The following is a 23,063-nucleotide window of genomic DNA, read 5'->3' as shown; positions in this document are numbered from 1 at the left end:
CGTCATGGACTGGAATTCGATCTATATCAACACCGCGCAAGCGCTGTTTAACCCTGTCACCATTGCGTTTGCTCTGGCAGCGCTGGGTCTCGCCGTTCACTTCGGCTTTGTCGGCCTACTGAACTTTGGTATCGCTGGATTCATGGCCGTGGGAGGCTATGGCTATGCAATCTCGGCCCTGAGCTTTGGGTTCCCTTGGTGGGCATCCATGCTCACGGCGATTGCCGCGTCAATTATCTTCGCCTTGATATTAGGGTTACCCACCCTGCAACTACGGGGTGATTATCTGGCCATTGTGACGATTGCTGCGGCAGAAATCATTCGTCTTCTGTTGGTCTCTCAGGCGTTTAACTCCGTGACAGGTTCCGCAGATGGGCTTACCGGATTCGCTGACGACTTCCGTTCCATCAACCCGTTCCCCGATGGCACCTACGGCTTTGGGCCGTGGTCGTATACGGCCAACCAGTTCTGGATTTTGATTGTCGGTTTGATCATCCTCATCATCAGCCTTCTGGTGGTGTGGCGCTTGGTGAACAGTCCCTGGGGCCGAGTCATCAAAGGCATCCGGGAAGATGAAGACGCCGTGCGGGCCCTGGGTAAGAACGTGTTTGGTTACAAACTCCAAGCCCTCATGGTCGGTGGTGTCATTGCCGGACTAGGTGGTGTCATCTACGTCTTGCCTTCCTCGGCGAACCCGATGACCTTCATCACCTCGCTCACGTTCTTCGTGTGGACAGCGCTTTTGCTCGGTGGGGCCGCAACAGTATTCGGCCCTCTCCTTGGAGCACTGATCTTCTGGGTACTCCAAGCCTTCCTCGGAGCTCTGCTTCCCGCATTGGCCGATGTTGGCCTCCTCGGAGCCTTCTCCTCTGCTCAGGCTGGGGCGTTGCGCTTCGTGATCATCGGTATCTTGCTCATCCTGATTGTGGTGTTTAGGCCACAGGGAATTGTTGGCGACAAGAGGGAGTTGACCTTTGTCCGATAGCGCGACACCACAATCCAGCCCGGTGAAGTCCACCGGGCTCCACACCGGTGAGGTTGCCCCCGGGGTGAAGAAAGTGGACCCCATCATCGTTGCCGATCACGTCTCCAGAACTTTCGGTGGTTTGACTGCGGTCGACGTCGAACACCTGGAGATCCCTCGCGGAGCGATCACCGCACTAATTGGCCCAAACGGTGCGGGAAAGACCACCTTCTTCAACCTGCTAACCGGCTTCGATACCCCGGATACTGGAAGCTGGGAATTTAACGGTCAAAGCCTTGCCGGAATCCCCGCTTATAAAGTCGCACAGCGCGGTCAGGTGCGCACCTTCCAGCTCACCAAAGCACTTAGTTTGCTGACCGTGTTGGAAAACATGAAGCTTGGCGCCAAAGACCAAAGCGGGGAAAACCTCTTCCAATCCATCTTTCCGTTCCTCTGGAAAAAGAAGGAAGAAGAAATTGAAGCCAAAGCGCTTGAACTACTCGAGCGCTTCAAGCTCCTGAAGCTCAAGGACGACTTCGCAGCGAGCCTCTCCGGTGGTCAACGGAAACTGCTTGAAATGGCCCGCGCTCTCATGAGTGACCCGACGCTGGTAATGCTCGATGAGCCGATGGCTGGGGTCAACCCGGCGCTGACAGAATCCCTGCTGGAGCACATTCTGAACCTCAAGAAGGAAGGCATGACCGTCCTCTTCGTGGAGCACGACATGCACATGGTGCGCCACATCGCCGACTGGGTGGTCGTCATGGCCGAGGGCAAGATCATTGCTGAAGGCGCCCCGGACGAAGTGATGGCCAACGAAGCAGTAGTCGATGCCTACCTGGGCAGCCACCAGGACACTGACCTGGGTGTTGTTACCGGTCGAATCCAGCTACCTGAGGGAGAGGCCTAATGGCAGAGCACGAAGCGCCCGTCGTCGAAATCAAGGACCTCGTTGCGGGCTACCTTCCCGGTGTGAACATCCTTGAGGGCTGTAACCTCACGGCGGGTAAAGGTGAATTGATTGGAATCATCGGCCCGAACGGTGCCGGTAAGTCCACTCTGTTGAAGGCCATGTTTGGCCAGGTGAACGTGCGAGGTGGGTCAATCAGCCTCCTCGGCGAAGACATCACAGGGTTGAAAGCGAACAAGCTTGTTGCCCGCGGTGTGGGGATGGTCCCCCAGAACAACAACGTGTTCCCCAGCCTCACCATCGAGGAAAACCTCGAAATGGGTGTCTACCAAGACCCCAGCAAGCTCGAAGAGGGCATGACGACGGTTACTGAGCTCTTTGCTGAGCTGAAGCCACGCCTCAAGCAGCGCGCAGGGTCGCTCTCCGGTGGAGAGCGACAGATGGTCGCCATGGGCCGTGCACTGATGATGAATCCGTCAGTGTTGCTCCTCGATGAACCCTCCGCTGGCCTTTCCCCGGTCCGACAGGACGAAGCCTTTATCCGAGTCTCGGAAATCAACAACGCCGGCGTGACAACGATCATGGTCGAGCAGAACGCCAGGCGCTGCCTGCAAATCTGTGACCGCGCCTACGTGCTCGACCAGGGTAAGGACGCCTACACAGGCACCGGACGTGAGCTTCTGAACGACCCTCGGGTGATCGAGCTTTACCTCGGCTCACTGGGAGCCTAAACCGCTACCTGCGCCCGGTTAAGAAGCCTTCAGAGGCCTCGAGAGCGGTTCTTTAGAGTGCAGCCGGAACCGAGGTAGGGCTGAGCGAGTCGCACCCTGTGACGGCAGTGCTGGCGCCAATGCACCGTCGCCGAGCGGAGACCTCATCGTCGTTCAGGTCACCAGAGAGAACATGGTGCGACCTCGCCGACTCCACAGTGCAACAGCGCAAAGCGAGGGAAAACGACTGCGGCCCCGGTCAGAAGACCGGGGCCGCAGAGTAGTGACTTTCGTCACTGACTAAGAAGTCAGCTTAGAAGTTCGCCACCACATCGATCGGTGAGTACGTGTTGTCGTCACCGTACTGGTAGATACCAACCTGGGCCTGGGTCGGGTCACCGTTGTCACCGAAGGTGACGGGGCCCGAGAAGCCGTCGTAGTCAGCAACTCCACCACCGTTGATGATGTCAGCACACTCGGCGAACGAGGTGCACTTTTCACCATCACCGGATCCACCGGAGACTTCCTGCAGCTTGCCTGCGATGTCGGCCGAATCGGTCGAACCTGCAGCCAAAGCGGCAAGAGCAATCAACACGGTCGCGTCGTAAGACTCGGTGCTGTATGCCCAGACGTCTGCTTCGAACAGTGAGGGGTTACCCATTTCAACCCACACGGCGTCAGCTGCGTCTTTGAACTCCTGGGCAGCATCTGTCGGTCCGGGGAGTGTTCCCTTGGCACCGGTGATGAGGCCTTCTTCGAAGTCAGCCGAGTAGTTGGAGAGGTTTCCATCGGTGAAGTAAATGTTCTCACCGGGGAAGCCTGCTGCCACAATCTCGGGCACAGCAGTCTTGGTCTCGTCGAAGAGGATCACAACAAGTGCGTCGGGGTCACCGGCGAGAGCTTCGCTGATCTGCGAAGTCAGGTTGGTGTCACCCTGGTTGACTGAAGGAGTCGCGAGGATTTCTCCACCGGCAGCTTCGAAGGCCTTGGTGGCCTCGTCGCGCAGGGTGGTTCCATACGAGTCGTTCAACACGATCATCGAGGCAGTCTCGTGACCATCCTGAGCCAACAGAGTTCCAAGGGCTTCACCCTGGAGGAAGTCTGCAGGCGCAGTACGCCAGTAGAGACCGGCATCGTCGTAGTCAGAGAATGCTGTCGAGGTGTTCGCGGGCGACACCATGAGCACGCCAGCTTCCTTGGTCACCTGGTCGATGAACTGCAAGGACACACCGGATGATGCGGCACCGACGATAGCTGCCACGTCTTCGTTCAGAAGACGGGGAATTTCAGTCTCGTAGGCCTTGTTGTCGAGGTCACCCGAGTCACCGAAGACAACCTCAAGCGAGATACCCGCTGCGGCGTCGTTGATGTCCTTCTGGGCGAGTGCGACACCGGCTTCTTCGGGGGGTCCGAGGAACGCGAGGGTTCCCGTGACCGGAAGGGCGGTACCAATCTTCAGACTTAGTTCCTCAGCCGCAGGCGACTCTTCAGTCGTCTCTTCCTCAGTGGTTTCTTCGGCAACGGGCTCTTCAGCCGCTGCACAACCACTGAGCACTAGCGCCGAGGCGGCGAGAATGGCAAAACCACTCCCAGCCTTCGAAATTACGCTCATGATGCTCCTTACATACTCTTCTTCATCCTCAAGGGAAAAAGGGTCGTGCGATACACAACCGGCTTCTATCGTAAGCGCTCAGGGGTGCCCAAGGCACTACAGGATGGTTACAGCCCTGTAACATCGTGACGCGAAATTCCTGGGGAAAATTGGCTTACCTCCCGGTTAACCCCCGGGTTTTGAGAGCGTCGCCAATGAAAACGCCAAGTGCCACGACGATGATGGCGAAGCCCCACCACCGCTCGATAGGCATCGGTTCCATCAGGATGAAGATTCCCACCAGTGCTTGCAAGATCGGGTTTAAATACTGCAGTAACCCAACAGTTGCCAGAGGCAGGCGCCTCGCTGCTGATGCGAAAAGTAACAGCGGTATCGACGTCACGGCACCCGCTAACGACATCAACATGACGAGTCCAGCGCCTTCGCTAGTGACCGCCAAGCCGTCGGTCAGCGCAATCCAGATCAACAAACCCACTGCCAGCGGTGTCACCCACACTGTCTCCAAGGTCAACCCGGTGAGGGCTGGCATCTGGCCCAAACCTTTCTTCACCAGACCATAAAAACCGAAAGAAAACGCAAGGCCTACGGATATCCATGGAAACTCGCCATAGCCCACAACGAGCACCGTGACCGCCACAACACCAAGTGCCAGGGCTACCCACTGGGCCGTGCGCAGCCGCTCACGCAAAATAAACACTCCCAGCAGTGCCGTCACCAGAGGGTTAATGAAATACCCCAACGCGGCATCCATCACATGCCCGGTCTGGGTTGCGTACACAAAAATGCCCCAGTTGGCCAAAATCAACACCCCAGCCGCCGCGGTGAGCAGCGCGCTGCGCCGGTCTCGAAGTACCGCGAGCGCTCGCTGCAGGTGTCCGGTCGCCAGCAAAATCAGCACACAGAACACCAACGACAACACAATTCGCCAGGCGAGAATCTCTAATGAGCTTGCGGGCGCCAACGCCACAAAATACAGAGGCATGAAGCCCCACAGCGAATAAGCGCCCAGCGCGTAGCCATAGCCAGCGCGAACACTCTTCGTCTCAGATGATGTCACTGCCCAAGGTTAGCGCCGAGGAACACCCCGCCCCGCATACAAGAACGCCCCGGCCTTCACGGCCGGGGCGTTCTTAGGAAAGCGTGTGTTAGCGCTCGACGATCGCCAAAATGTCTTTGGCCGAGAGCACCAAGTACTCGTCAGTTCCGAATTTCACTTCGGTTCCGCCGTACTTGGAGTAGAGCACGCGGTCACCCACGGAAATGTCCATGGGAACTCGCTTGTCTCCTGCCATGCGACCTGGTCCAACAGCCACAACTTCACCCTCTTGGGGCTTTTCTTGAGCTGTGTCTGGAATGACCAGACCGGACGAGGTGGTCTGCTCTGCATCGACCTGCTGAATGACTACGCGATCTTCGAGCGGCTTGATAGACACCGACACGGTTGACCTCTTTCTGAAACTAATGGGTTAGCACACTCACCACTTGAGTGCTAAGTCTTACTGTATCGAACGAATTAGCACTCATGCAATCCGAGTGCCAAAAATTGTGCGCTCCGGAGCCTGCCACAATAGCGAGGTGGCTATCGATGCGGACGTATTGCTCCAGTCCGAAACTCTGATACTCATCGACACTCTCGCCGAGTCAGATTCGAGTGCAGACATCGTTCAGACTGTTTCAGCCCTCCGCCGCGCCGGACACCCGACCGAACGCATCCACCAAGCACTCGAACAGCTTCGACTGCGCCGAAAAGGCGAAGCGAAATTTGGCCCTTACGCCAGTCAGATGCTTTTCAGCGAAACAGGCTTGGAGCAGGCCAGTCGTCTTGCCGTGGCCGCCCACCACGCAGGCCGCTTCCAGGCCGCAGGCATTAGGACTGTCGCCGACCTGGGTTGTGGCATCGGAGGAGACTCGATGGCCTTTGCCGCACTGGGGCTATCCGTCCTCGCTGTCGATTCGGACCACAACACCGCGGCACTAGCGAGCTACAACCTCGCTATGTTCGACTCCGTCACCGTCGAACACGCTGATGCCCTTCAGGTTGACCTGAGTGGCGTCGAAGGCATTTGGCTAGATCCTGCAAGACGAGAGGGCGGAACCCGCCTTGTCAATCCCGAACAGTGGTCACCCTCGCTCACCGACGCATTCACCCTCGCTCGAACACGCCCCAGTGGGATCAAGCTTGCGCCCGGGATGGACCGCGAGTTGATACCCGCAGATGCCGAAGCACAGTGGGTCAGCCACAGTGGCGGCGTTGTCGAAGTGGTCCTCTGGTGGGGCGCGCTGGCCCGCCCGGGTATTCGGCGATCGGCACTCGTGCTCGGTGCTGAGCATTCGGCCGAACTGACAGCTGAAAACGATGCGCCAGACGCAGATATCGGGCCGCTTCGCGATTACCTCTATGAACCAGACGGTGCGGTCATTCGGGCCCGGCTCATTGGCAAGCTCGCCGGAATGTTGGGCGGCGCAATGCTCTCACCCGGCATCGCCTACATCACCTCTGACGAGGAACACCACAGCGTGTTTGCCGCCGGTTTCGCCGTCCACAAAGTCCTGCCACTGAAAACGAAAGACCTGGTCGCTTGGGTCCGAGACGCCAACATTGGCACCCTGGAAATCAAAAAACGAGGCGTCGATATTGATCCCGCGAGACTGCGGGAACAACTCTCCCCACAAGGCTCAGAGTCCGGCACGCTGATCATCACCCGCTACCAGGGCAAGAAAGTCGCAATCGTTGCCACACGACTGGTCCCAGCCGCCGGCTGACCGCGCCGACAAACAAGTCTAACCCTCCGGCAGTAACAACCCTGCGCTGACTAACAGTGCCCGAACCAACGGTGTTGCCGCGGCCACACCCACCACGATGGACAGGGCAATACCCAGATAGCCAAGGACCAAAGCCACCATCACGGTGCCCTTCCTTGCCAGAGGGTAGGGCTTGGAAATGTGTCCAGTCACCACCGCAAGGATGGCCGGAATCACTCCCACACCAAGCGCAGGCGACAGCGCGAGTCCTAACACCCCGAGCGAGAGGCTCACCGTGGGCAGCCAAGGTCGCTTCGGTGTGGGCGCCCTAGTTGTCGAAGCCGACACTGTGGGCTGTAGGCCGGTGATGGCCTCGTCAATACGTTCTTCCTCTTCGCCCTCGCCTTCAGCTTCGCTACCAGTGGACGCAGAATCAACGCCTTCCGCCGCTTCTGCTTCTGCTTCTGCTTCTGCTTCTGCTTCTGGCGCACTGACCGGGTCGGTGGGGGCCCAGCGTGTCAACGATTCAGTGACCTCAGGATCATCCACGGGCACATCACCGCCATTAGACGAACCATCAACCTCGCGCCCCAACTGAGCATGCTCGGCGGAAACGGTTGACTGGGCAGAAGTATCCATGCGCGAGGGCGCCTGGCCCCTCTTGATCAACTCCGCCCCTAACACGGCAATCATTGCGCCGTTATCGGTGCACAACGACAGCGGTGGAATGCGCAGGTCCACACCCGCCACGCCTGCACGCTCAACAGCTAAGGCCCGCACTCTCGAGTTTGCCGCCACGCCCCCACCCAGCACCAACCGTGGAACACCGTGTTCGGTGCAGGCATCGATGGCTTTAGCGATCAACACATCGGCGACAGCTTCTTGGAACGATGCGGCCACGTCAGCAATGAGCGCCTCATCGGTGGGATCGCCGTGGGCTTCCCACCACCTCGCCACAGCGGTTTTCAGACCGGAAAAAGAAAAGTTATAGCGGTGTGTGGCTTGGTCTTTGTGTTGGGTCAAGCCTCGGGGGAACGCATATTTGCGCGAATCCCCTGTTCGGGCGACCCGGTCAATTTCTGGACCACCCGGGTAGGGCAACCCCAGCACTCTGGCGACTTTGTCAAAGGCTTCACCGGCAGCGTCGTCGATAGTTTCGCCTAAGACTTCCACACCGTCAACAAGGTCACGAATGAGAAGAAGTGACGTGTGCCCTCCAGAGACCAACAGCGCAACACAAGGCAACTCCAGTTCGCGCCCTTCCGAGCGCAGTAGTTCCACCGCCACGTGACCGACTAAGTGATTGACCGCATAGAGCGGCTTATCGAGAGCTTGGGCCAAACCTTTTGCGGCACCTACACCCACCATTAAGGCCCCGGCGAGACCAGGACCCGCGGTGACCGCGATAGCGTCAACGTCTTCCACCGCAACACCAGCCTGGTCGATGGCTTCTTGCAACACCTGAGGCATCGCCTCTACGTGTGCCCTGGCAGCCACTTCGGGGACAACACCACCAAAGCGGCGGTGTTGTTCCATGGAAGATGACACCACGTTGGCAAGAAGTTGGTCACCCCGGACAATTCCCACCGAGGTTTCATCACAGCTGGTCTCAATTCCCAGCACAAGGGGTGCGTCGCGGTTCATTGCCCGTCCCCTTCAGGTGTGGTGAGTGTGAGGCGCATCACTATGGCGTCAACTCCGTCTGGCTGATAGTAGTTTGGCCGCCGGGCAATCTCCCGAAAGCCGACACTCTCGTAGAGGGCATGGGCGGCGGGGTTATCGGCACGGACCTCCAACAACAATTCCGGCACCCCCTTCGCGGTGGCATACCCCACTAGCTCGTTGAGTATTCGCCTGGCCCAACCAGCGCGGCGATAGTCGGGGTAAATCGCGAGAGTTTGAATGTCGCCTGGGGCGGCCGGCACAGGCACCCGCACTCCCCCATAACCGACCACAGCTGGGCCGTCTTCGAGGACGAGGTAATGAGAAAAGGGGTGCTGTAGCTCAAGCGTGAAGACCTCGGGCGACCACGCATCGGACCCAAAAAGCTCGGCTTCGAGGGCGATCAGCGAATCACGATCGCCCGGCTCATAGGGGCGAACTATCTGGCTCATTGGGGCATCGTCACATCGGGTTCACGCAAATACACCGGCCGAGGCTCTTCCAGATTCTCCCCGCGTGCCTGGAGCGTTACCGCGGCGAGCGCTAAATGGGCGGGGTTCACATTTTCTGCCCTAATAAGCAACGAATCGTGCCAGTGGGTCTGACTGTCGTCAATGTCTTCTCGGGGGATTAAACGACTCAATCCTTCCCGGACACCCAAACCGCCCTGGGGATGGGGGGTGTAGGCCGAGAAGGCCCACTCTCCTCGGCGCGCATCCGTTATCACCGCACTGTCGTGAACTATCGACACCGCAGCAGCATCGTGGCTGTGCACCGGCCACAGCGGCACGGAACGTGCCCAGGCGAAGCTTTGCGCCGCAGCCATCCCGACTCGAAGTCCGGTGAAAGGACCGGGGCCCACTCCCATCACGACCGCGGTGATGTCTTTGGGACCAATTCCTGCAGAGTCCAGCGCTTGTGCAATGAGGGGACCAATAGCTTCGGCGTGGCTCCTGCGATCGAGGGTTTCCGCCACGCTCACCTGCACCCCATCAGAGGTGGTCACAGCTACCGCGGTGCCCGCAGATGAATCAATGGCCAAAATCATTAAGGTCCTCCATCAACGATGTGAAGCGGTGTGGTGAGTGGCCACTTCGAGAGTGAACGCTCAACGTGACGAGGCGTTCCCGGTCATCCTCCATAGGGTCGTCCTCCATCGGCTGATCATCTTCCATCAGGGACGCCCGGGTCTCAATATCGATATCGAGCCACTGGTCGGCGACCCTTTCCACATAGCCCCTACCCCACTCAATCAACACGATGGAATGGTCGTAATCGATATCCAAATCGACTAGTTCTTCCGCATGAGCCAGGCGGTAGGCATCGACGTGCACGAGGGGTGGATGCTCGGCCACGTTCCGGGGGTGAGTCCTGGCCACTACGAAGGTCGGTGAGGCGATCACTCCCTGAACCCCCAAAGCCTGCCCCACACCGCGGGTAAAGGTGGTCTTCCCCGCACCTAATGGGCCGTGGAGGACCACCACATCACCCGCAACAAGCTGTGCCCCGATGCGCCCACCGAGTGCTTCCATCGCCTCCGCGCTGGTTACCGACACCGTGGTCATTGCACCACCCGGGGAACCCTGGAGCCCAACAGGGACACGACTTCATAAGGGATTGTGCCCGATACGGCAGCCCATTCAGCTGCCGAGGGGTGCCCCTCTGTGGGATCCCCCCATAGCACCGCCCATTGGCCCACCTGGACTGGGTGGTCACCCACATCAATCGAAATCTGGTCCATTGAGACACGACCTGCAACCTGAAAACGCTGGTCACCAAGGACGACAGGTCCCGCTGATGAGCCGTGGCGTGGCACACCGTCGGCGTAGCCGAGCGGAATAATCGCCATGGTCGTATCTGACGCTGTGGTGTAGGTGAGGTCGTATCCGACACCGTGCCCAGCGGGAAGCCGCTTCGTCACGATGACTTGCCCCGATAGTCGCATCGCCGGGCGCAGACCCAACGCTTCGTGTTCGGGTGTGAGCGCGAACCCGTAGGCCGCGATACCGAACCGGGCCAAGTCGTACCCGCGTCCGGGTGTTCGAATGGAGCCGACACTGGCCCCCGCGTGGGTGAGTTCTGGCCTCAGGCCTGCATCGTGCAGCACCGCGAGAGCACGCTCGAAGCGCTCCAACTGGGTGTTGTCTGAAGTAGTCGACTCTAAGGACAGGTGGGTAAACACTCCACGCACTCGAATGAGGCCTTGGCGCTCATACTCTTTTGCCCGACTGGCCACAGGTGCCCAGTCGGGCTCCGTGAGGCCGCCACGGCCCATGCCGGAATCAATTTTCAGCTGCACCGTGGCGGGTGTGGCTGTTGTTGCGTGTTTTGCTGCGACATCTAACTGCCAGGGGCTGGAGATCCCCAAGTCGATGCCCACCTGGATCGCTTCCGCCACAGCACTGTCTGGCCCGATGAGCCAGGCGAGGATCGGTGCGTCAATCCCTCCAGCACGAAGGGCGAGGGCTTCGTCGATGTCCGCTGTTCCGAGCCACGTTGCCCCCGCTTCCAACCCCGCACGAGCGGCAGTCAACGCGCCGTGGCCGTAACCATCGGCTTTGACCACCAGCATGCTCTGCGGCGTTGCTGCCCTGGCGTGTAGTGCCTCCACGTTGGCGCTAATGAGGCTCGGCCGAATGAGTGCTTCTCTCATACCCGTGCCTCTTCCAGAGATTCAGCCACCACAAACGCGATGGCCACACCACCATCGTGGCTCAGCGACAGGTGCCACCGATTAATTCCTTTGTGCTGACTGGCACGCTGTGCACCACCAGTGAGAACGAGAGTCGGGGGTGCCTGCGCGGGCCGCTGCACTTGAATGTCGTGCCAACTAAAACCTGGAATGTGCCCCCCAAGGGCTTTCAGTGTGGCCTCCTTGGCGGCGAACCTAGCGGCCAGGGAAGCCGCATTCCCCTCCGGGGCGAGTCCTTCCGTATCGAGGTCGCCAAAGACGCGAGGGCCAAGCGCTGGAGTTCGCTCCAGCGCTCTGGCCATTCGATCAATGTCGACGACATCCACGCCAACGGCAATCACCATCTGCGGTCTACTCCACCGTCACCGATTTGGCCAGGTTTCGAGGCTGATCAACGTCTAACCCTTTCGCCATCGCCAATTCCATCCCAAACAAGTGAAGCGGTATGACAGCCAGTAGGGGTTCAACAAACGTGTGTGCGGGCGGAAGGGCAATCACCTCATCGGCGAACGGCAACACGGCCGCATCGCCGCGCTCTGCCAGCGCAATCACCCGTGCGCCGCGAGCGCGAATCTCTTGAATGTTGGAGACCACTTTGGAGTGTAGCGAGCGGGGGTCTCGCGGGCTTGGCACCACCACGAACACGATTTGGCCGGGCTCGATCAGGGCAATGGGCCCGTGTTTGAGCTCTCCGGCAGCAAAACCTTCCGCATGGATATAGGCAAGCTCTTTAAGTTTCAGTGCCCCTTCCAATGCGATGGGGTAACCGACGTGTCGACCCAAATACAGCACCGAATGGGTATCCGCCATCCAGTGAGCCAATTCATGAATACGCTCACCCGTTTGGACCATCTCTGCCATCTGGTCTGGCGCAGCCAGGAGGGCTTCAGCTAATTCGGCTCGCTCAGCTGCGCTCAGCGCACCTCTGGCTTCACCAAAGGCAAGAGCCAACAGGTAGGTGGCAACCACTTGCGCGGAAAACGCTTTGGTGGAGGCGACAGCAACTTCTGGGCCCGCATGGGTGTAGAGCGTGGCGGTGGATTCGCGGGGAATAGTGGCCCCCTGGGTGTTACAGATTGACACCGTGGTGGCACCCGCTTCGGCCGCGTGGCGCACCGCCATCAGCGTGTCCATCGTTTCTCCCGATTGGCTCACCGACACCACCAGTGTGTGCGCGTCGATTACCGCGTCTCGGTATCGAAACTCGTGTGAGAGTTCCACGGAGGCGGGGATATGTGCCCACTTCTCCATCGCATACGCCCCCAACATGGCGGAGTAAGCCGCAGTACCGCAGGCAATAAACACCACGCGAGTAATCTGTGTGTCGGCGACCACCTTGGCCAGCTCGGGAATATCGATATGGCCTTCAGGGGTAATTCGACTTCGCAGAGTATTGGCCACAGCTTCAGGCTGTTCAGAAATTTCCTTCGCCATGAAACTCGACCAACCGCCTTTTTCGGCGGCGCTGGCATCCCAATCCACGGTGAACTCTTCAGGGTGGACGACATTGCCGTCGAAGTCGGTGACGCTAATCCCTTCAGGAGTAATCGTCACTACCTGGTCTTGACCGAGCGCTACCGCCCGCTGAGTGTGTTCAACAAAGGCTGACACATCGGAGGCCAGGAAGTTTTCGCCTTCACCCAAGCCGACCACTAACGGTGAGTTTCGCCGTGCCCCGACCACAAGACCCGGTTGATCTTGGTGAGTCACCAACAGTGTGAAGGCCCCGTGGAGCTGGTTGGCACTCTGGCGTAGCGCCTCAGTGAGGTCACCGGTGTCCCGGTATTCCTTGGCCACCAGGTGGGCAGCCACTTCCGAATCGGTTTCGCTGATGCAGTCAATACCGTCAGCTCGCAGCGCTTCGGCGAGCGCCTGGTAATTTTCGATGATGCCGTTGTGAATCAGGGCAAGCTTGCCGCCATCGGCCAAATGGGGGTGGGCGTTTAAATCGGTGGGACCACCGTGTGTGGCCCACCGAGTGTGGGCAATGCCGGTGTGACCTTCGCCCAGTGCTTCGATGGTGAGCTGATCGGCGAGTACCTGAAGTTTGCCGGCTTTTTTTGCGGTGTGGATACCACCCACCTCGTCAACAATGGCGACACCGGCGGAGTCGTAACCGCGATATTCCAAACGCTTCAGACCGGCCATTAACACTGGAAGGCTCGCTTGATGGCCGACATATCCGACAATTCCACACATGTGCTCGAGTCTAGGCGATGGCTCCCCAGCCAACCCGGTGGTACTACTGTTGAGGTCATGCCCGCCCGAGAGAGCGCGGAAAACGCTACCCCGTTTGTCGCCTACGACCGAGCCAGTTGGGCCAGCCTCTCCGCCAGAAAACCCTTCACCCTCACGGATGAGGATCTTGCGCGCATCCGCTCGACCGGTGATCGCCTTGACGTAGATGAAGTCACCCAGGTGTATCAACCCTTGGCGGAACTGTTGGGCCTCTACATCCAAGCAACCAGGGACCTCCACCACCACACCAGGACCTACCTAGGTGCAGACACCACCCTCACACCTTTTGTGATTGGGGTTGCCGGCAGTGTGGCGGTAGGAAAATCCACCACTTCCAGGCTGTTGCGGGAGCTACTCAGCGCCCAAGCCCAAACACCCAAAGTGGACCTTGTGGCAACGGATGGTTTCTTGTGGCCCACCAAAGAGTTAGAGCGCCGTGGCATTTTGCACCGCAAAGGTTTTCCTGAAAGTTACGACCGGCGCTCTCTCCTGCGCTTTATCTCCCAGGTCAAAAGCGGCGTCGCGCCGGTGGAAGCGCCCGTCTACTCCCACCTGTTGTATGACCGGCTGGAGGGGGAAACCCAAGTCGTCGACTCTCCCGACGTGCTCATTCTGGAGGGGCTGAACGTCCTCCAACCACCGAGTGGTTCGTCAGCGTTAGCGGTGAGCGACCTGTTCGATTTCAGCATTTATGTTGACGCTCGAACCCGGGATATTGCGACATGGTACGAAGAGCGTTTTCTCGCACTCCAACAGGGAGCCTTTGCTGACCCCCGCAGTTACTTTCACCGCTATTCGAGCTTGAGTGAGCCAGAAGCAAGAGCGGAGGCGCGGCGAATTTGGGCTGAAGTGAACAAACCCAACCTGCAAGACAACATTTCGCCCACAAAACCGCGAGCGTCACTGATCTTGCGGAAAGAAGCCGACCACCGAATCAATACGGTGTTGCTTCGAAAGGTTTAGTGCGCTAACTCTTGGCGCACTACATCAGCAATGTCAGCCGCATACTGCTGGGCGAGTTCTTTGGTGGAGGCCTCCACCATGACGCGCACCAAAGGCTCTGTGCCAGAAGGCCGAAGCAACACTCGACCCGAGTCACCCAAGGAGCGCTCTATGTCAGCAACCCGGTCGCTGACGACCGCATTACCGGTTAGGCCGTTGTGGTTCACCCCTGGCACGTTGACCAGAACCTGCGGGTAGACCTCCATGTCACTCGCCAAGTCGTGTAGGCGTCGACCGCTGTGGATGACTTCGGCAGCAAGGTGAAGTCCGGTGAGGATGCCGTCACCGGTCGTTTGGTGGTTGGCCAAAATGATGTGGCCGGATTGTTCGCCACCCAGCGACAAACCACTCTTGTGGATTTCTTCCAACACGTAGCGGTCGCCCACTTTGGTGTCATGAATAGTGATGCCGTGTTGCTCGAGCAGTCGTCGAAGCCCCAAATTGCTCATCACCGTGACCGCCACAGCATCGCCGGCTAACTCGCCTCGACGTTTCATCGCCAGGGCAAGGATGGCAATCATGCGGTCGCCATCCACCAGTGCCCCCGTGTGGTCCACGGCGAGTGTTCGATCCGCGTCGCCGTCGTGGGCAATACCCAAATCGGCCCCCAACTCCACCACGGCCTCTTGCAGGTTGCCGGGATAGGTGGAGCCGTAACCCTGGTTGATGTTCAAACCATCGGGTTCGGCACCAATCACCGTCACCTCGGCACCGGCATCCCGAAATACTCGGGGTGACACGCCCGCAGCTGCCCCGTGAGCACAATCCAACACAATGTGCAGGCCGTCGAGACGAACAGGAAGCGTCTTGAGGAGCGCCAGGGCGTAACGGTCTTCTGCATCAGCAAAGCGACTAATCCGCCCCACACCTGCACCCGTGGGGCTCAGTGGCTGCGTACCTAAGAACCCTTCGATGCGGTCTTCGACCTCATCGGGCAGCTTGGTTCCCCCAAAGGAGAAAAACTTGATGCCGTTGTCGGGGGCCGCGTTATGTGAGGCAGAAATCATCACCCCAAAATCGAGGCCAGCATCTTTCACCAGCAGTGCCACCGCGGGGGTGGGTAACACCCCCGCATCCAACACATCGATTCCTGAGCTGGCTAATCCTGCCGCTACCGCGTGGGAAAGAAACTGCCCCGACACACGGGGGTCCCTGGCGATGACCGCTTGAGGCCGCAGACCCTTACTGCGCAGGTCATCAGCGTGTCGCCCCTTTGTGAGGACAGACGCTGCCGCTTGGGCAAGTTCAAGCGCCAGCTTCGCCGTCAGGTCTGCGTTAGCGAGACCGCGGACGCCGTCAGTTCCAAAAAGGCGACCCATCGTCTGGTCCGAAGACTCGGACTACCTCTTGGAGTACTGAGGAGCCTTACGAGCCTTCTTCAGACCAGCCTTCTTGCTTTCCTTGACGCGAGCGTCACGGGACAAGAAGCCAGCCTTTTTCAGGTCGGCACGGTTGTTGTCGCGGTCAATCTCATTCAGAGCTCTCGCGATTCCCAAACGCAACGCACCAGCCTGACCGGAGGGGCCACCACCGCTGATGCGTGCCTGAACGTCGTAGCTACCCTGCAGCTTTAACAGGGTGAACGGGTCATTAATCAGCTGCTGGTGCAACTTGTTGGGGAAGTAGTCCTCGAGGGTGCGACCGTTGACGGTGATCACACCGCTTCCGGGGGTGAGACGCACGCGGGCAATAGCCTGCTTGCGTCGACCCACAGCCTGCCCACCAATGGTGAGGGCGGGACGAGGGGCTGCGGTTTCCGCAGTTTCTGGTGTTTCGGTGCTGTAGGTCTCTGGGATCTCAGCCTGGTCGGCGATAGTAGCCATGGTCTAATCCTTTGTGTGTGCGCCGTTACTGGGCGATTTGGTTGATTTCGAAGGGTGTGGGCTGCTGTGCCTCGTGCGGGTGTTCCGGACCGGCATAGACTTTGAGCTTTTTCAGCTGCTCGCGGCCCAAAGTGTTTTTGGGCAACATTCCTCGAATGGCGCGCTCAACGGCGCGAACAGGGTTCTTCTCCAACACCTCGGTGTAGGAGGTGGCGGTCAAACCACCGGGGTAACCCGAGTGGCGGTATTCCATCTTCTGGGCGGCTTTGTTGCCGGTCAGGACCACTTTTTCCGCGTTGACAATGATGACGTAGTCACCCATGTCCATATGCGGGGAAAAAGTGGGTTTGTGCTTACCGCGAAGAACAGTGGCGGCGTGAGTCGCAAGGCGACCCAGGACCACGTCAGCGGCGTCGATTACCACCCAGGAGCGGCGGATATCCGCGGGGGTGGGGCTAAAGGTGCGCGTCATGCGTCATCCCATCGTGTCGAGGTGTTCGTGAATCCCGCTCCGGGGGGAGTTTGTGACAAACATCCCGGTGGAGGGCTCAACCGAGGTGCCAACTTCTTTGGCACCAGCGCTCAACGTTACACGCTGTGGCGGGCAATCTCAATCTGTGGGTTGTTCGCGCTTTGACCTGGTGGCCTCAGCCCTAGTGAAAAGCTCGTCGTCCGGAGGGTATTTCACCTCACACAGCGTCAGACCCTTCGCAGCCATTGTCTTCCAGCTACTGGTCCTCGTCGTGGCATCCCGCAGCGCAACGATCTGTTCAACGCTCAAATCGGCACGGCCCACCGCGACCGCGGCTCCCACCAGCGACCGAACCATGGAGTGGCAAAAAGCATCAGCGATAACGGTGGCCACTAAGACGTTGTCGGCATCACGCTTCCAGGAGAACTGCTGAAGTTCCCGAATGGTGGTTGCCCCAGGTCGGGCCCGACAAAAACTCGCCCAGTCGGCAACGCCACGAAGTGTGTCGCCGAGGGTATTCATTTCCCCGATATCCAAAAGATCCTCAACCCACAGCGTGTGGTCGACCCGGCGGGGGTCTTTTGTGGAATCGGCATCGGCCATTCGATATTCGTAGCGGCGCGAGAGTGCCGAAAAACGCGCATCGAAGCCCGCCGGTGCACGACCCACCGACTGAATCCAGATGGGCGAGGTTTTACCCAGCGCCCCTCGCAGTCGACGGAGGATGTGCTCGTCGCCACCAGCGCGGTTCAGAACAGCCTGTGCTTCATCCGGCAAGTCGGCGTGGCACACCTGCCCGGTGGCATGAACGCCGGCATCCGTGCGACCCGCGACCACGGTGCGCACCTGCTGAAGCTCAGAGTGAAACACCCGAGAAAGGGCAAGCTCGATGTCGCCCTGAACGGTACGCCGGTGGGGTTGGATTGCCCAACCGGAAAAGTCAGACCCATCGTAGGAAAGGTCGATGCGTAACCTGATGCTCACAACGAGCAGTGTAAGCCAGAGGCCAAAGCCACCTAGTTAGGCCTTTTTGTCCTCAGGGGCTTCGTCGGTCGCAGCAACCTCGGCCTCGGCGTCGTCAGAAACAGCCTCATCGGCCGCTTCCGTCTCTGCTGGCGCCTCTTCCGGGGCGTCCGCAGCCGCGTCAGTGCCCTCGGCGTCGTCTGAGACTGCTTCCACGGCCTGGTCCATGTCAACGGATACCGACTCAGTGGTTTCCGCCGCGCCCTCAACCTCAGTAGCGTCCACCTCGGTGGCCTCTACATCAGCGGCAGGAACCGCGGCAGCTGCTGCTTCGCCTGAGGCCTTGGCTTTCTTCGCCGACGGCTTCTTTTCCACCGGATCAAGAATCAGTTCAATGATCGCCATAGGCGCGTTGTCGCCCTTACGGAAACCGGTCTTCACCACACGGGTGTAACCACCTTCGCGGTGCTCAACCAGCGGAGCGATTTCCGTGAACAGCTTGTGCACTGCCGACTTGTCGCGAATCACTGTCATCACCCGGCGACGTGCGTGGAGGTCACCCCGCTTCGCGAAAGTCACCATCCGCTCAGCCAGGGGACGAAGGCGCTTCGCCTTCGTCTCAGTGGTCTGAATACGACCGTGAGTGAATAGCGCAGTCGCAAGATTCGCGAGCATCAGCTTTTCGTGGGCGGGTCCGCCGCCGAGGCGGGGTCCCTTCGTGGGCTTAGGCATGGTGTCTTCCTTGTACTGGTGAGCTGATTATTCTTCGTCGAGGCCGGTGTAGTAGGCGCTACCATCAAAACCGGGCATGGTGTCTTTGAGAGACAGGCCCATTTCGATGAGCTTGTCGCGCACCTCGTCTACCGACTTCTGACCGAAGTTGCGGATGTTCATGAGCTGGTGTTCTGACAACGCCACCAATTCGCTCACAGTGTTGATGCCTTCACGCTTGAGGCAGTTGTAGCTGCGAACCGAAAGGTCCATGCTCTCAATGGGCGTAGCCATTTCGTTGGACATCACTGCCTCAACGGGAGCTGGCCCAATTTCGATACCTTCAGCCTCTGCGTTCAAGTCGCGGGCGAGACCGAAGAGTTCCACCAGGGTACGACCGGCTGAGGCAACCGCATCCCGTGGAGCCATCGACGGCTTGGTTTCGACATCCACGACAAGACGGTCGAAGTCGGTGCGCTCACCGGCACGAGTGGCCTCGACACGGTAGGTGACCTTCAACACAGGCGAGTAGATCGAGTCGACAGGAATCTGACCGGCTTCGGCGTACTCGTTGCGGTTCTGGGTGGCTGACACGTATCCACGACCGCGCTCAATGGTGAGCTCCAGCTCGAAGCTGGCTTTGTCGTTCAATGTCGCGATGTGCAGCTCAGGGTTGTGGATTTCGACACCGGCAGGGGCAGAAATGTCTGCCGCGGTGACGTTACCCGCACCCTGCTTGCGCAGGTAAGCGGTGATGGGCTCGTCGTGCTCACTGGCGACAACGAGGTTCTTGATGTTCAAAATAATTTCGGTGACGTCTTCCTTCACACCCTCCACCGTGGAGAACTCGTGGAGGACACCGTCGATGCGAATGCCGGTTACGGCAGCGCCGGGGATAGACGACAGCAGCGTGCGACGCAAAGAGTTACCGAGCGTGTAGCCAAAACCTGGCTCCAGGGGCTCGATCACAAAGGTCGAACGGTTTTCGGAGAGGGATTCTTCTGCGAGGGTGGGGCGCTGTGCAATGAGCACTATTTGTTTCCTTTCGGCAAAGTGTCCGCTATTTGACACCTATTACGCAATGCGGTTTCACACCGCGGAACATATTGAGTTGTGTTGCGAGGCAGTCCATCCGGATGTCAGGGTGACAACCGGTCAGGCCTCAGACGCGACGACGCTTGGGGGGACGGCAACCATTGTGAGCCTGGGGCGTCACATCGGTAATCGAACCCACTTCGAGACCAGCGGCCTGGAGCGACCGGATGGCCGTTTCCCGACCAGAGCCTGGTCCCTTGACGAAGACGTCAACCTTTTTCATCCCGTGTTCCTGCGCCTGCTTCGCAGCCGATTCGGCAGCCAGCTGAGCGGCGAACGGGGTGGACTTTCTCGAACCTTTGAAACCGACTGCTCCAGAAGAAGCCCAGCTCACTACGCCACCTTGCGGGTCAGTGATCGACACGATGGTGTTGTTAAAGGTTGATTTGATGTGGGCTTGTCCCACAGCAATATTTTTCTTGCCCTTACGGCGCGGTTTGCGCGCGGGGGACGCTTTGGTGGTTGCCATTAATTAACTCCGAAACTCGTTTGCGATCCAGGGAGCCGCTATGCGGCTTTCTTCTTACCGGCGACGGTGCGCTTGGGACCCTTGCGGGTACGCGCGTTGGTTTTCGTGCGCTGGCCGTGCACGGGAAGGCCCCGACGGTGCCGGATGCCTTGGTAGCTGCCGATTTCGACCTTGCGGCGGATATCTGCGGCTACCTCACGGCGGAGGTCACCTTCCACCTTGAAGTGGGTTTCAATGTGCGAGCGCAACGCAAGCAACTCATCGTCGCTCAGGTCCTTCACGCGGGTGTTCGGGTTAATCCCGGTCGCGGCGAGGGTCTCGCGCGCCTTGGTCGGCCCTACGCCGTAGACGTAAGTGAGGGCGACTTCGACCCGCTTTTCGCGGGGAATGTCAATCCCGGCAATACGTGCCATGTGTTTTCTCCAAATGTGGCTGAGAGGTATGTGTCAGATTCGGTGCCCGGGCCTCTCCCCGAGGTGTCCTCCCGTGAGGGATTCGTGAATCTGGCTGGTCTATTGAGTTGTGGTACTGCTATCCCTGGCGCTGTTTGTGCCGGGGGTTGGAGCAAATCACCATGACGTTTCCGTTACGGCGAATAACGCGACAGCGGTCGCAAATCTTTTTGACGCTCGAGCTAACCTTCATTTTTTCTCCTGCTGGCCTCGTACCCGCTCGCGCGGGCCGTTCCTTCTCAGTACCCGCTATTTGTAGCGATAAACGATTCGGCCACGGGTCAGGTCGTAAGGACTCAGCTCCACAATCACACGATCCTCGGGGAGGATACGAATGTAGTGTTGCCGCATCTTGCCCGAAATGTGGGCAAGAACCTTGTGACCGTTGGTCAACTCAACGCGAAACATCGCGTTGGGCAGGGACTCGACAACCGAACCTTCGATTTCGATGACACCGTCTTTGTTGGCCATAGCCTCTTCGTCTACTCGTACTGGTCATGCTGGAGTGGCTGGCTCGAAAGCCAATGACACACCAAAGGACTAGTTTATGCCGAAGTAGCCTCCGGCACAAATCTTGCTGAACTAGTTCACACCGGCTGCCGTGAGGCGAGCCACAATCCGGTCAGTAATCTCATCAATCGGACCGATCCCATCAACGGTGACCAAAAGTCCACGCTGCTGGAAAACTTCAATGAGCGGCGCCGTCTGCTCGGCATACACACTGAGGCGGTGGCGGACAACATCTTCACTATCGTCGCTTCTGCCCTGGTCAATGGCCCTCTGGCGCAGGCGGTTCACCACAACCTCCACATCGGCAACCAGCTCCACCGCCGCGTCGAGCTTGGTGGACTGTGCGGCGAGCATGCCCTCCAGAGCATCAACCTGGGCGGCCGTGCGGGGGTAACCATCGAGGAGGAAACCCTCGGCGCAATCGTCCTGCTTAAGGCGGTCCTGCACAAGGTCGTTGGTTAGTGAGTCGGGGACGTTCTCGCCAGCGTCCATGTAGGACTTGGCTTTTCTGCCCAACTCGGTTTCGTTCTTGACGTTCTCGCGAAAAATATCGCCCGTGGAAATCGCGGGAATACCGAAATGTGCACCTAGTCGTTCCGCTTGGGTGCCCTTGCCGGCGCCCGGAGGGCCAATGAGGAGTAGCCGTGTTCCGTGGCTCACTTCAGGAGTCCTTCGTAGTGACGCTGCTGCAACTGCGAGTCGATCTGTTTCACTGTGTCGAGACCAACTCCCACGATGATCAAAATGCTGGCGCCACCGAAGGGGAAGTTTTGATTGGCGTTCACTGTCGCCAGGGCAATCAACGGGATGAGTGCCACCAGGCCCAAATACAACGAACCAGGGAAAGTAATACGAGTGAGGACATAGTCCAGATATTCCGCAGTCGGCCGACCAGCTCGAATACCGGGAATGAAGCCGCCGTACTTCTTCATATTGTCGGCGACTTCTTCAGGGTTAAACGTGATGGCCACGTAGAAGAAGGTGAAGCCCACAATGAGCAAGAAGTAGACAAGCATGTAGAGCGGGTTATCACCCGATGTGAAGTTGTTTTGAATCCACACCACCCATTCCGATGCCTGCTCGCCGCCCGCACCAGGCTGATTGAACTGGGTCAACAGGGCCGGAAGGTACAGCAGTGATGAGGCGAAAATCACCGGCACAACCCCGGCCATGTTCACCTTGATGGGGATGTAGGTGTTGGTGCCACCAAAGGTTCGGCGACCGACCATACGCTTTGCGTACTGGACGGGCACCCGACGTTGAGACTGCTCAACAAACACCACCAAGGCCATAATGACCAGCCCAATGATGAGCACACCAGCGAAGATTTCGAAACCTTCCGACTGGCCAATGGCCCACAGCGAACCGGGGAATGTCGCCGCAATCGACACAAAAATCAGCAACGACATGCCGTTCCCGACACCGCGCTCGGTAATCATTTCACCCATCCACATGATGAGTCCCGTACCAGCCGTCATGGTGATGACCATCAGCATGATGGCGTACCAGGAGTCGTTAGCCAACAGCTGGTTACATGCCGCAACACCGGAGTTCGCACCAAAAAGAGCGCCACTTCGTGCGACCGTAATCAACGTCGTCGACTGGAGAAGAGCCAAACCAATCGTCATGTAACGGGTGTACTGCGTGAGTTTCGCCTGGCCCGTCTGGCCTTCTTTATGCAGAGTCTCAAAGTGAGGAATCACAACCCTCAACAGCTGGGTGATGATGGCCGCCGTGATGTACGGCATGATCCCCAACGCAAAGATAGACAGCTGTAGTAAGGCGCCACCACTGAAGAGGTTGACCAGTTCGTAGAGGCCCTGGGTTCCCCCGGCACCGGCCAGACACTGCTGAACGTTGCGGTAATCCACGAACGGCGCCGGGATGAACGACCCAAGCCGGAAGACCGCAATGATGGCGATCGTGAACGCGATTTTGCGCCGCAAGTCAGGGGTTCGGAAGATTCTTCCTATGACCTGAAACACATTTGCCTCCCGATGCGGCTTGGCCGCTCACAATGCCCACGAGCCTAGTGG

Annotated in this window: 26 protein-coding genes and 1 pseudogene; 5 read left to right on the top strand and 22 right to left on the bottom strand. The window is 58.8% G+C overall.

Features of this window, described 5'->3' with window-relative positions; genetic code table 11:
- Positions 1 to 4: 4 nt before the first annotated feature.
- The 3 genes from C3B54_RS01785 to C3B54_RS01775 are packed head-to-tail and all read left to right on the top strand — an operon-like array spanning position 5 to position 2,605.
- Complete coding sequence (locus C3B54_RS01785) at positions 5 to 985, top strand: branched-chain amino acid ABC transporter permease (protein ID WP_104912984.1); 981 nt, start codon at positions 5 to 7, stop codon at positions 983 to 985.
- Complete coding sequence (locus C3B54_RS01780; RefSeq protein ID WP_104912983.1) at positions 975 to 1,874, top strand: ABC transporter ATP-binding protein; 900 nt, start codon at positions 975 to 977, stop codon at positions 1,872 to 1,874. Before C3B54_RS01785 ends, C3B54_RS01780 begins: the two co-directional genes overlap by 11 nt.
- On the top strand, positions 1,874 to 2,605 hold the full coding sequence (locus C3B54_RS01775) for an ABC transporter ATP-binding protein (RefSeq protein WP_104912982.1): 732 nt from the start codon (positions 1,874 to 1,876) through the stop codon (positions 2,603 to 2,605). Before C3B54_RS01780 ends, C3B54_RS01775 begins: the two co-directional genes overlap by 1 nt.
- Positions 2,606 to 2,897: 292 nt before the next feature.
- Here C3B54_RS01775 and C3B54_RS01770 read toward each other — a convergent pair whose 3' ends face one another.
- From C3B54_RS01770 to groES, 3 genes are all read right to left on the bottom strand, one after another.
- The gene (locus C3B54_RS01770) at positions 2,898 to 4,196 is read right to left on the bottom strand and encodes an ABC transporter substrate-binding protein (protein ID WP_104912981.1); all 1,299 of its coding nucleotides are present in this window, start codon (positions 4,194 to 4,196) and stop codon (positions 2,898 to 2,900) included.
- A 154-nt stretch (positions 4,197 to 4,350) separates the two neighbouring features.
- Complete coding sequence (gene rarD / locus C3B54_RS01765; RefSeq protein ID WP_104912980.1) at positions 4,351 to 5,253, bottom strand: EamA family transporter RarD; 903 nt, start codon at positions 5,251 to 5,253, stop codon at positions 4,351 to 4,353.
- Between the two features lie 88 nt (positions 5,254 to 5,341).
- Positions 5,342 to 5,635: a co-chaperone GroES gene (groES, locus tag C3B54_RS01760; protein ID WP_104912979.1), complete on the bottom strand. Its 294-nt coding sequence runs from the start codon at positions 5,633 to 5,635 to the stop codon at positions 5,342 to 5,344.
- A gap of 136 nt (positions 5,636 to 5,771) precedes the next feature.
- Between groES and C3B54_RS01755 the strand changes: the two genes are divergently transcribed.
- A complete protein-coding gene (locus C3B54_RS01755) occupies positions 5,772 to 6,959 on the top strand; it encodes a class I SAM-dependent methyltransferase (RefSeq protein ID WP_104914195.1) in 1,188 nt (395 codons plus the stop codon).
- A gap of 570 nt (positions 6,960 to 7,529) precedes the next feature.
- Here the strand turns inward: C3B54_RS01755 and tsaD are convergent.
- The 7 genes and pseudogenes from tsaD to glmS form a co-directional block, all read right to left on the bottom strand.
- Positions 7,530 to 8,582 (bottom strand): annotated as a pseudogene (gene tsaD / locus C3B54_RS08850) (tRNA (adenosine(37)-N6)-threonylcarbamoyltransferase complex transferase subunit TsaD); the annotation flags it as partial.
- The gene (gene rimI, locus C3B54_RS01745; protein ID WP_104912977.1) at positions 8,579 to 9,052 is read right to left on the bottom strand and encodes a ribosomal protein S18-alanine N-acetyltransferase; all 474 of its coding nucleotides are present in this window, start codon (positions 9,050 to 9,052) and stop codon (positions 8,579 to 8,581) included. The gene rimI and the pseudogene tsaD, both read right to left, overlap by 4 nt.
- Positions 9,049 to 9,648 carry a tRNA (adenosine(37)-N6)-threonylcarbamoyltransferase complex dimerization subunit type 1 TsaB gene (gene tsaB, locus C3B54_RS01740; RefSeq protein ID WP_104912976.1) on the bottom strand — a complete coding sequence of 200 codons (600 nt, stop codon included), beginning with the start codon at positions 9,646 to 9,648 and terminating at the stop codon, positions 9,049 to 9,051. Before tsaB ends, rimI begins: the two co-directional genes overlap by 4 nt.
- Positions 9,632 to 10,165 (bottom strand): tRNA (adenosine(37)-N6)-threonylcarbamoyltransferase complex ATPase subunit type 1 TsaE, encoded by a 534-nt coding sequence (tsaE, locus tag C3B54_RS01735; protein WP_104912975.1) that lies wholly within the window; start codon positions 10,163 to 10,165, stop codon positions 9,632 to 9,634. Before tsaE ends, tsaB begins: the two co-directional genes overlap by 17 nt.
- Positions 10,162 to 11,253, bottom strand: coding sequence for an alanine racemase (gene alr / locus C3B54_RS01730; protein WP_104912974.1), 1,092 nt, complete (start codon positions 11,251 to 11,253; stop codon positions 10,162 to 10,164). The genes tsaE and alr overlap by 4 nt, the downstream gene beginning before the upstream one ends.
- Complete coding sequence (locus C3B54_RS01725; RefSeq protein ID WP_104912973.1) at positions 11,250 to 11,636, bottom strand: holo-ACP synthase; 387 nt, start codon at positions 11,634 to 11,636, stop codon at positions 11,250 to 11,252. The genes alr and C3B54_RS01725 overlap by 4 nt, the downstream gene beginning before the upstream one ends.
- A 7-nt stretch (positions 11,637 to 11,643) precedes the next feature.
- Positions 11,644 to 13,491, bottom strand: a complete 1,848-nt coding sequence (glmS, locus tag C3B54_RS01720; protein ID WP_104912972.1) for a glutamine--fructose-6-phosphate transaminase (isomerizing) — start codon at positions 13,489 to 13,491, stop codon at positions 11,644 to 11,646.
- A 57-nt stretch (positions 13,492 to 13,548) separates the two neighbouring features.
- Between glmS and coaA the strand changes: the two genes are divergently transcribed.
- On the top strand, positions 13,549 to 14,493 hold the full coding sequence (coaA, locus tag C3B54_RS01715) for a type I pantothenate kinase (protein ID WP_104912971.1): 945 nt from the start codon (positions 13,549 to 13,551) through the stop codon (positions 14,491 to 14,493).
- Here coaA and glmM read toward each other — a convergent pair.
- The 12 genes from glmM to secY form a co-directional block, all read right to left on the bottom strand.
- Positions 14,490 to 15,851, bottom strand: coding sequence for a phosphoglucosamine mutase (glmM, locus tag C3B54_RS01710; protein ID WP_104912970.1), 1,362 nt, complete (start codon positions 15,849 to 15,851; stop codon positions 14,490 to 14,492). The two genes, coaA and glmM, sit on opposite strands and share 4 nt — an antisense overlap.
- Before the next feature lie 21 nt (positions 15,852 to 15,872).
- Positions 15,873 to 16,355 (bottom strand): 30S ribosomal protein S9, encoded by a 483-nt coding sequence (gene rpsI / locus C3B54_RS01705; protein WP_104912969.1) that lies wholly within the window; start codon positions 16,353 to 16,355, stop codon positions 15,873 to 15,875.
- Positions 16,356 to 16,380: 25 nt separating this feature from the next.
- Complete coding sequence (gene rplM / locus C3B54_RS01700; RefSeq protein WP_104912968.1) at positions 16,381 to 16,827, bottom strand: 50S ribosomal protein L13; 447 nt, start codon at positions 16,825 to 16,827, stop codon at positions 16,381 to 16,383.
- 138 nt (positions 16,828 to 16,965) lie between these two features.
- Positions 16,966 to 17,811, bottom strand: a complete 846-nt coding sequence (locus tag C3B54_RS01695) for a tRNA pseudouridine synthase A (RefSeq protein WP_342749545.1) — start codon at positions 17,809 to 17,811, stop codon at positions 16,966 to 16,968.
- Positions 17,812 to 17,847: 36 nt separating this feature from the next.
- Positions 17,848 to 18,522, bottom strand: a complete 675-nt coding sequence (gene rplQ, locus C3B54_RS01690; RefSeq protein WP_104912967.1) for a 50S ribosomal protein L17 — start codon at positions 18,520 to 18,522, stop codon at positions 17,848 to 17,850.
- A 27-nt stretch (positions 18,523 to 18,549) separates the two neighbouring features.
- Positions 18,550 to 19,533, bottom strand: coding sequence for a DNA-directed RNA polymerase subunit alpha (locus C3B54_RS01685; protein ID WP_104912966.1), 984 nt, complete (start codon positions 19,531 to 19,533; stop codon positions 18,550 to 18,552).
- Between the two features lie 130 nt (positions 19,534 to 19,663).
- Positions 19,664 to 20,065, bottom strand: a complete 402-nt coding sequence (rpsK, locus tag C3B54_RS01680) for a 30S ribosomal protein S11 (RefSeq protein ID WP_104912965.1) — start codon at positions 20,063 to 20,065, stop codon at positions 19,664 to 19,666.
- A 38-nt stretch (positions 20,066 to 20,103) separates the two neighbouring features.
- Entirely contained in the window at positions 20,104 to 20,478 is a 375-nt protein-coding gene (gene rpsM / locus C3B54_RS01675) for a 30S ribosomal protein S13 (protein ID WP_104912964.1), read from the bottom strand.
- Positions 20,479 to 20,596: 118 nt separating this feature from the next.
- Positions 20,597 to 20,710 carry a 50S ribosomal protein L36 gene (rpmJ, locus tag C3B54_RS01670; protein WP_104912963.1) on the bottom strand — a complete coding sequence of 38 codons (114 nt, stop codon included), beginning with the start codon at positions 20,708 to 20,710 and terminating at the stop codon, positions 20,597 to 20,599.
- A gap of 56 nt (positions 20,711 to 20,766) precedes the next feature.
- A complete protein-coding gene (gene infA / locus C3B54_RS01665) occupies positions 20,767 to 20,988 on the bottom strand; it encodes a translation initiation factor IF-1 (protein WP_104912962.1) in 222 nt (73 codons plus the stop codon).
- A 111-nt stretch (positions 20,989 to 21,099) separates the two neighbouring features.
- Complete coding sequence (locus tag C3B54_RS01660) at positions 21,100 to 21,687, bottom strand: adenylate kinase (protein ID WP_104912961.1); 588 nt, start codon at positions 21,685 to 21,687, stop codon at positions 21,100 to 21,102.
- Positions 21,684 to 23,012 (bottom strand): preprotein translocase subunit SecY, encoded by a 1,329-nt coding sequence (secY, locus tag C3B54_RS01655; RefSeq protein WP_104912960.1) that lies wholly within the window; start codon positions 23,010 to 23,012, stop codon positions 21,684 to 21,686. Before secY ends, C3B54_RS01660 begins: the two co-directional genes overlap by 4 nt.
- Between the last annotated feature and the right edge of the window lie 51 nt (positions 23,013 to 23,063).

The sequence above is a fragment of the Pontimonas salivibrio genome (genome assembly GCF_002950575.1).
Lineage (GTDB): Bacteria > Actinomycetota > Actinomycetes > Actinomycetales > Microbacteriaceae > Pontimonas > Pontimonas salivibrio.
This window is presented reverse-complemented; position numbering and strand designations above follow the sequence as displayed.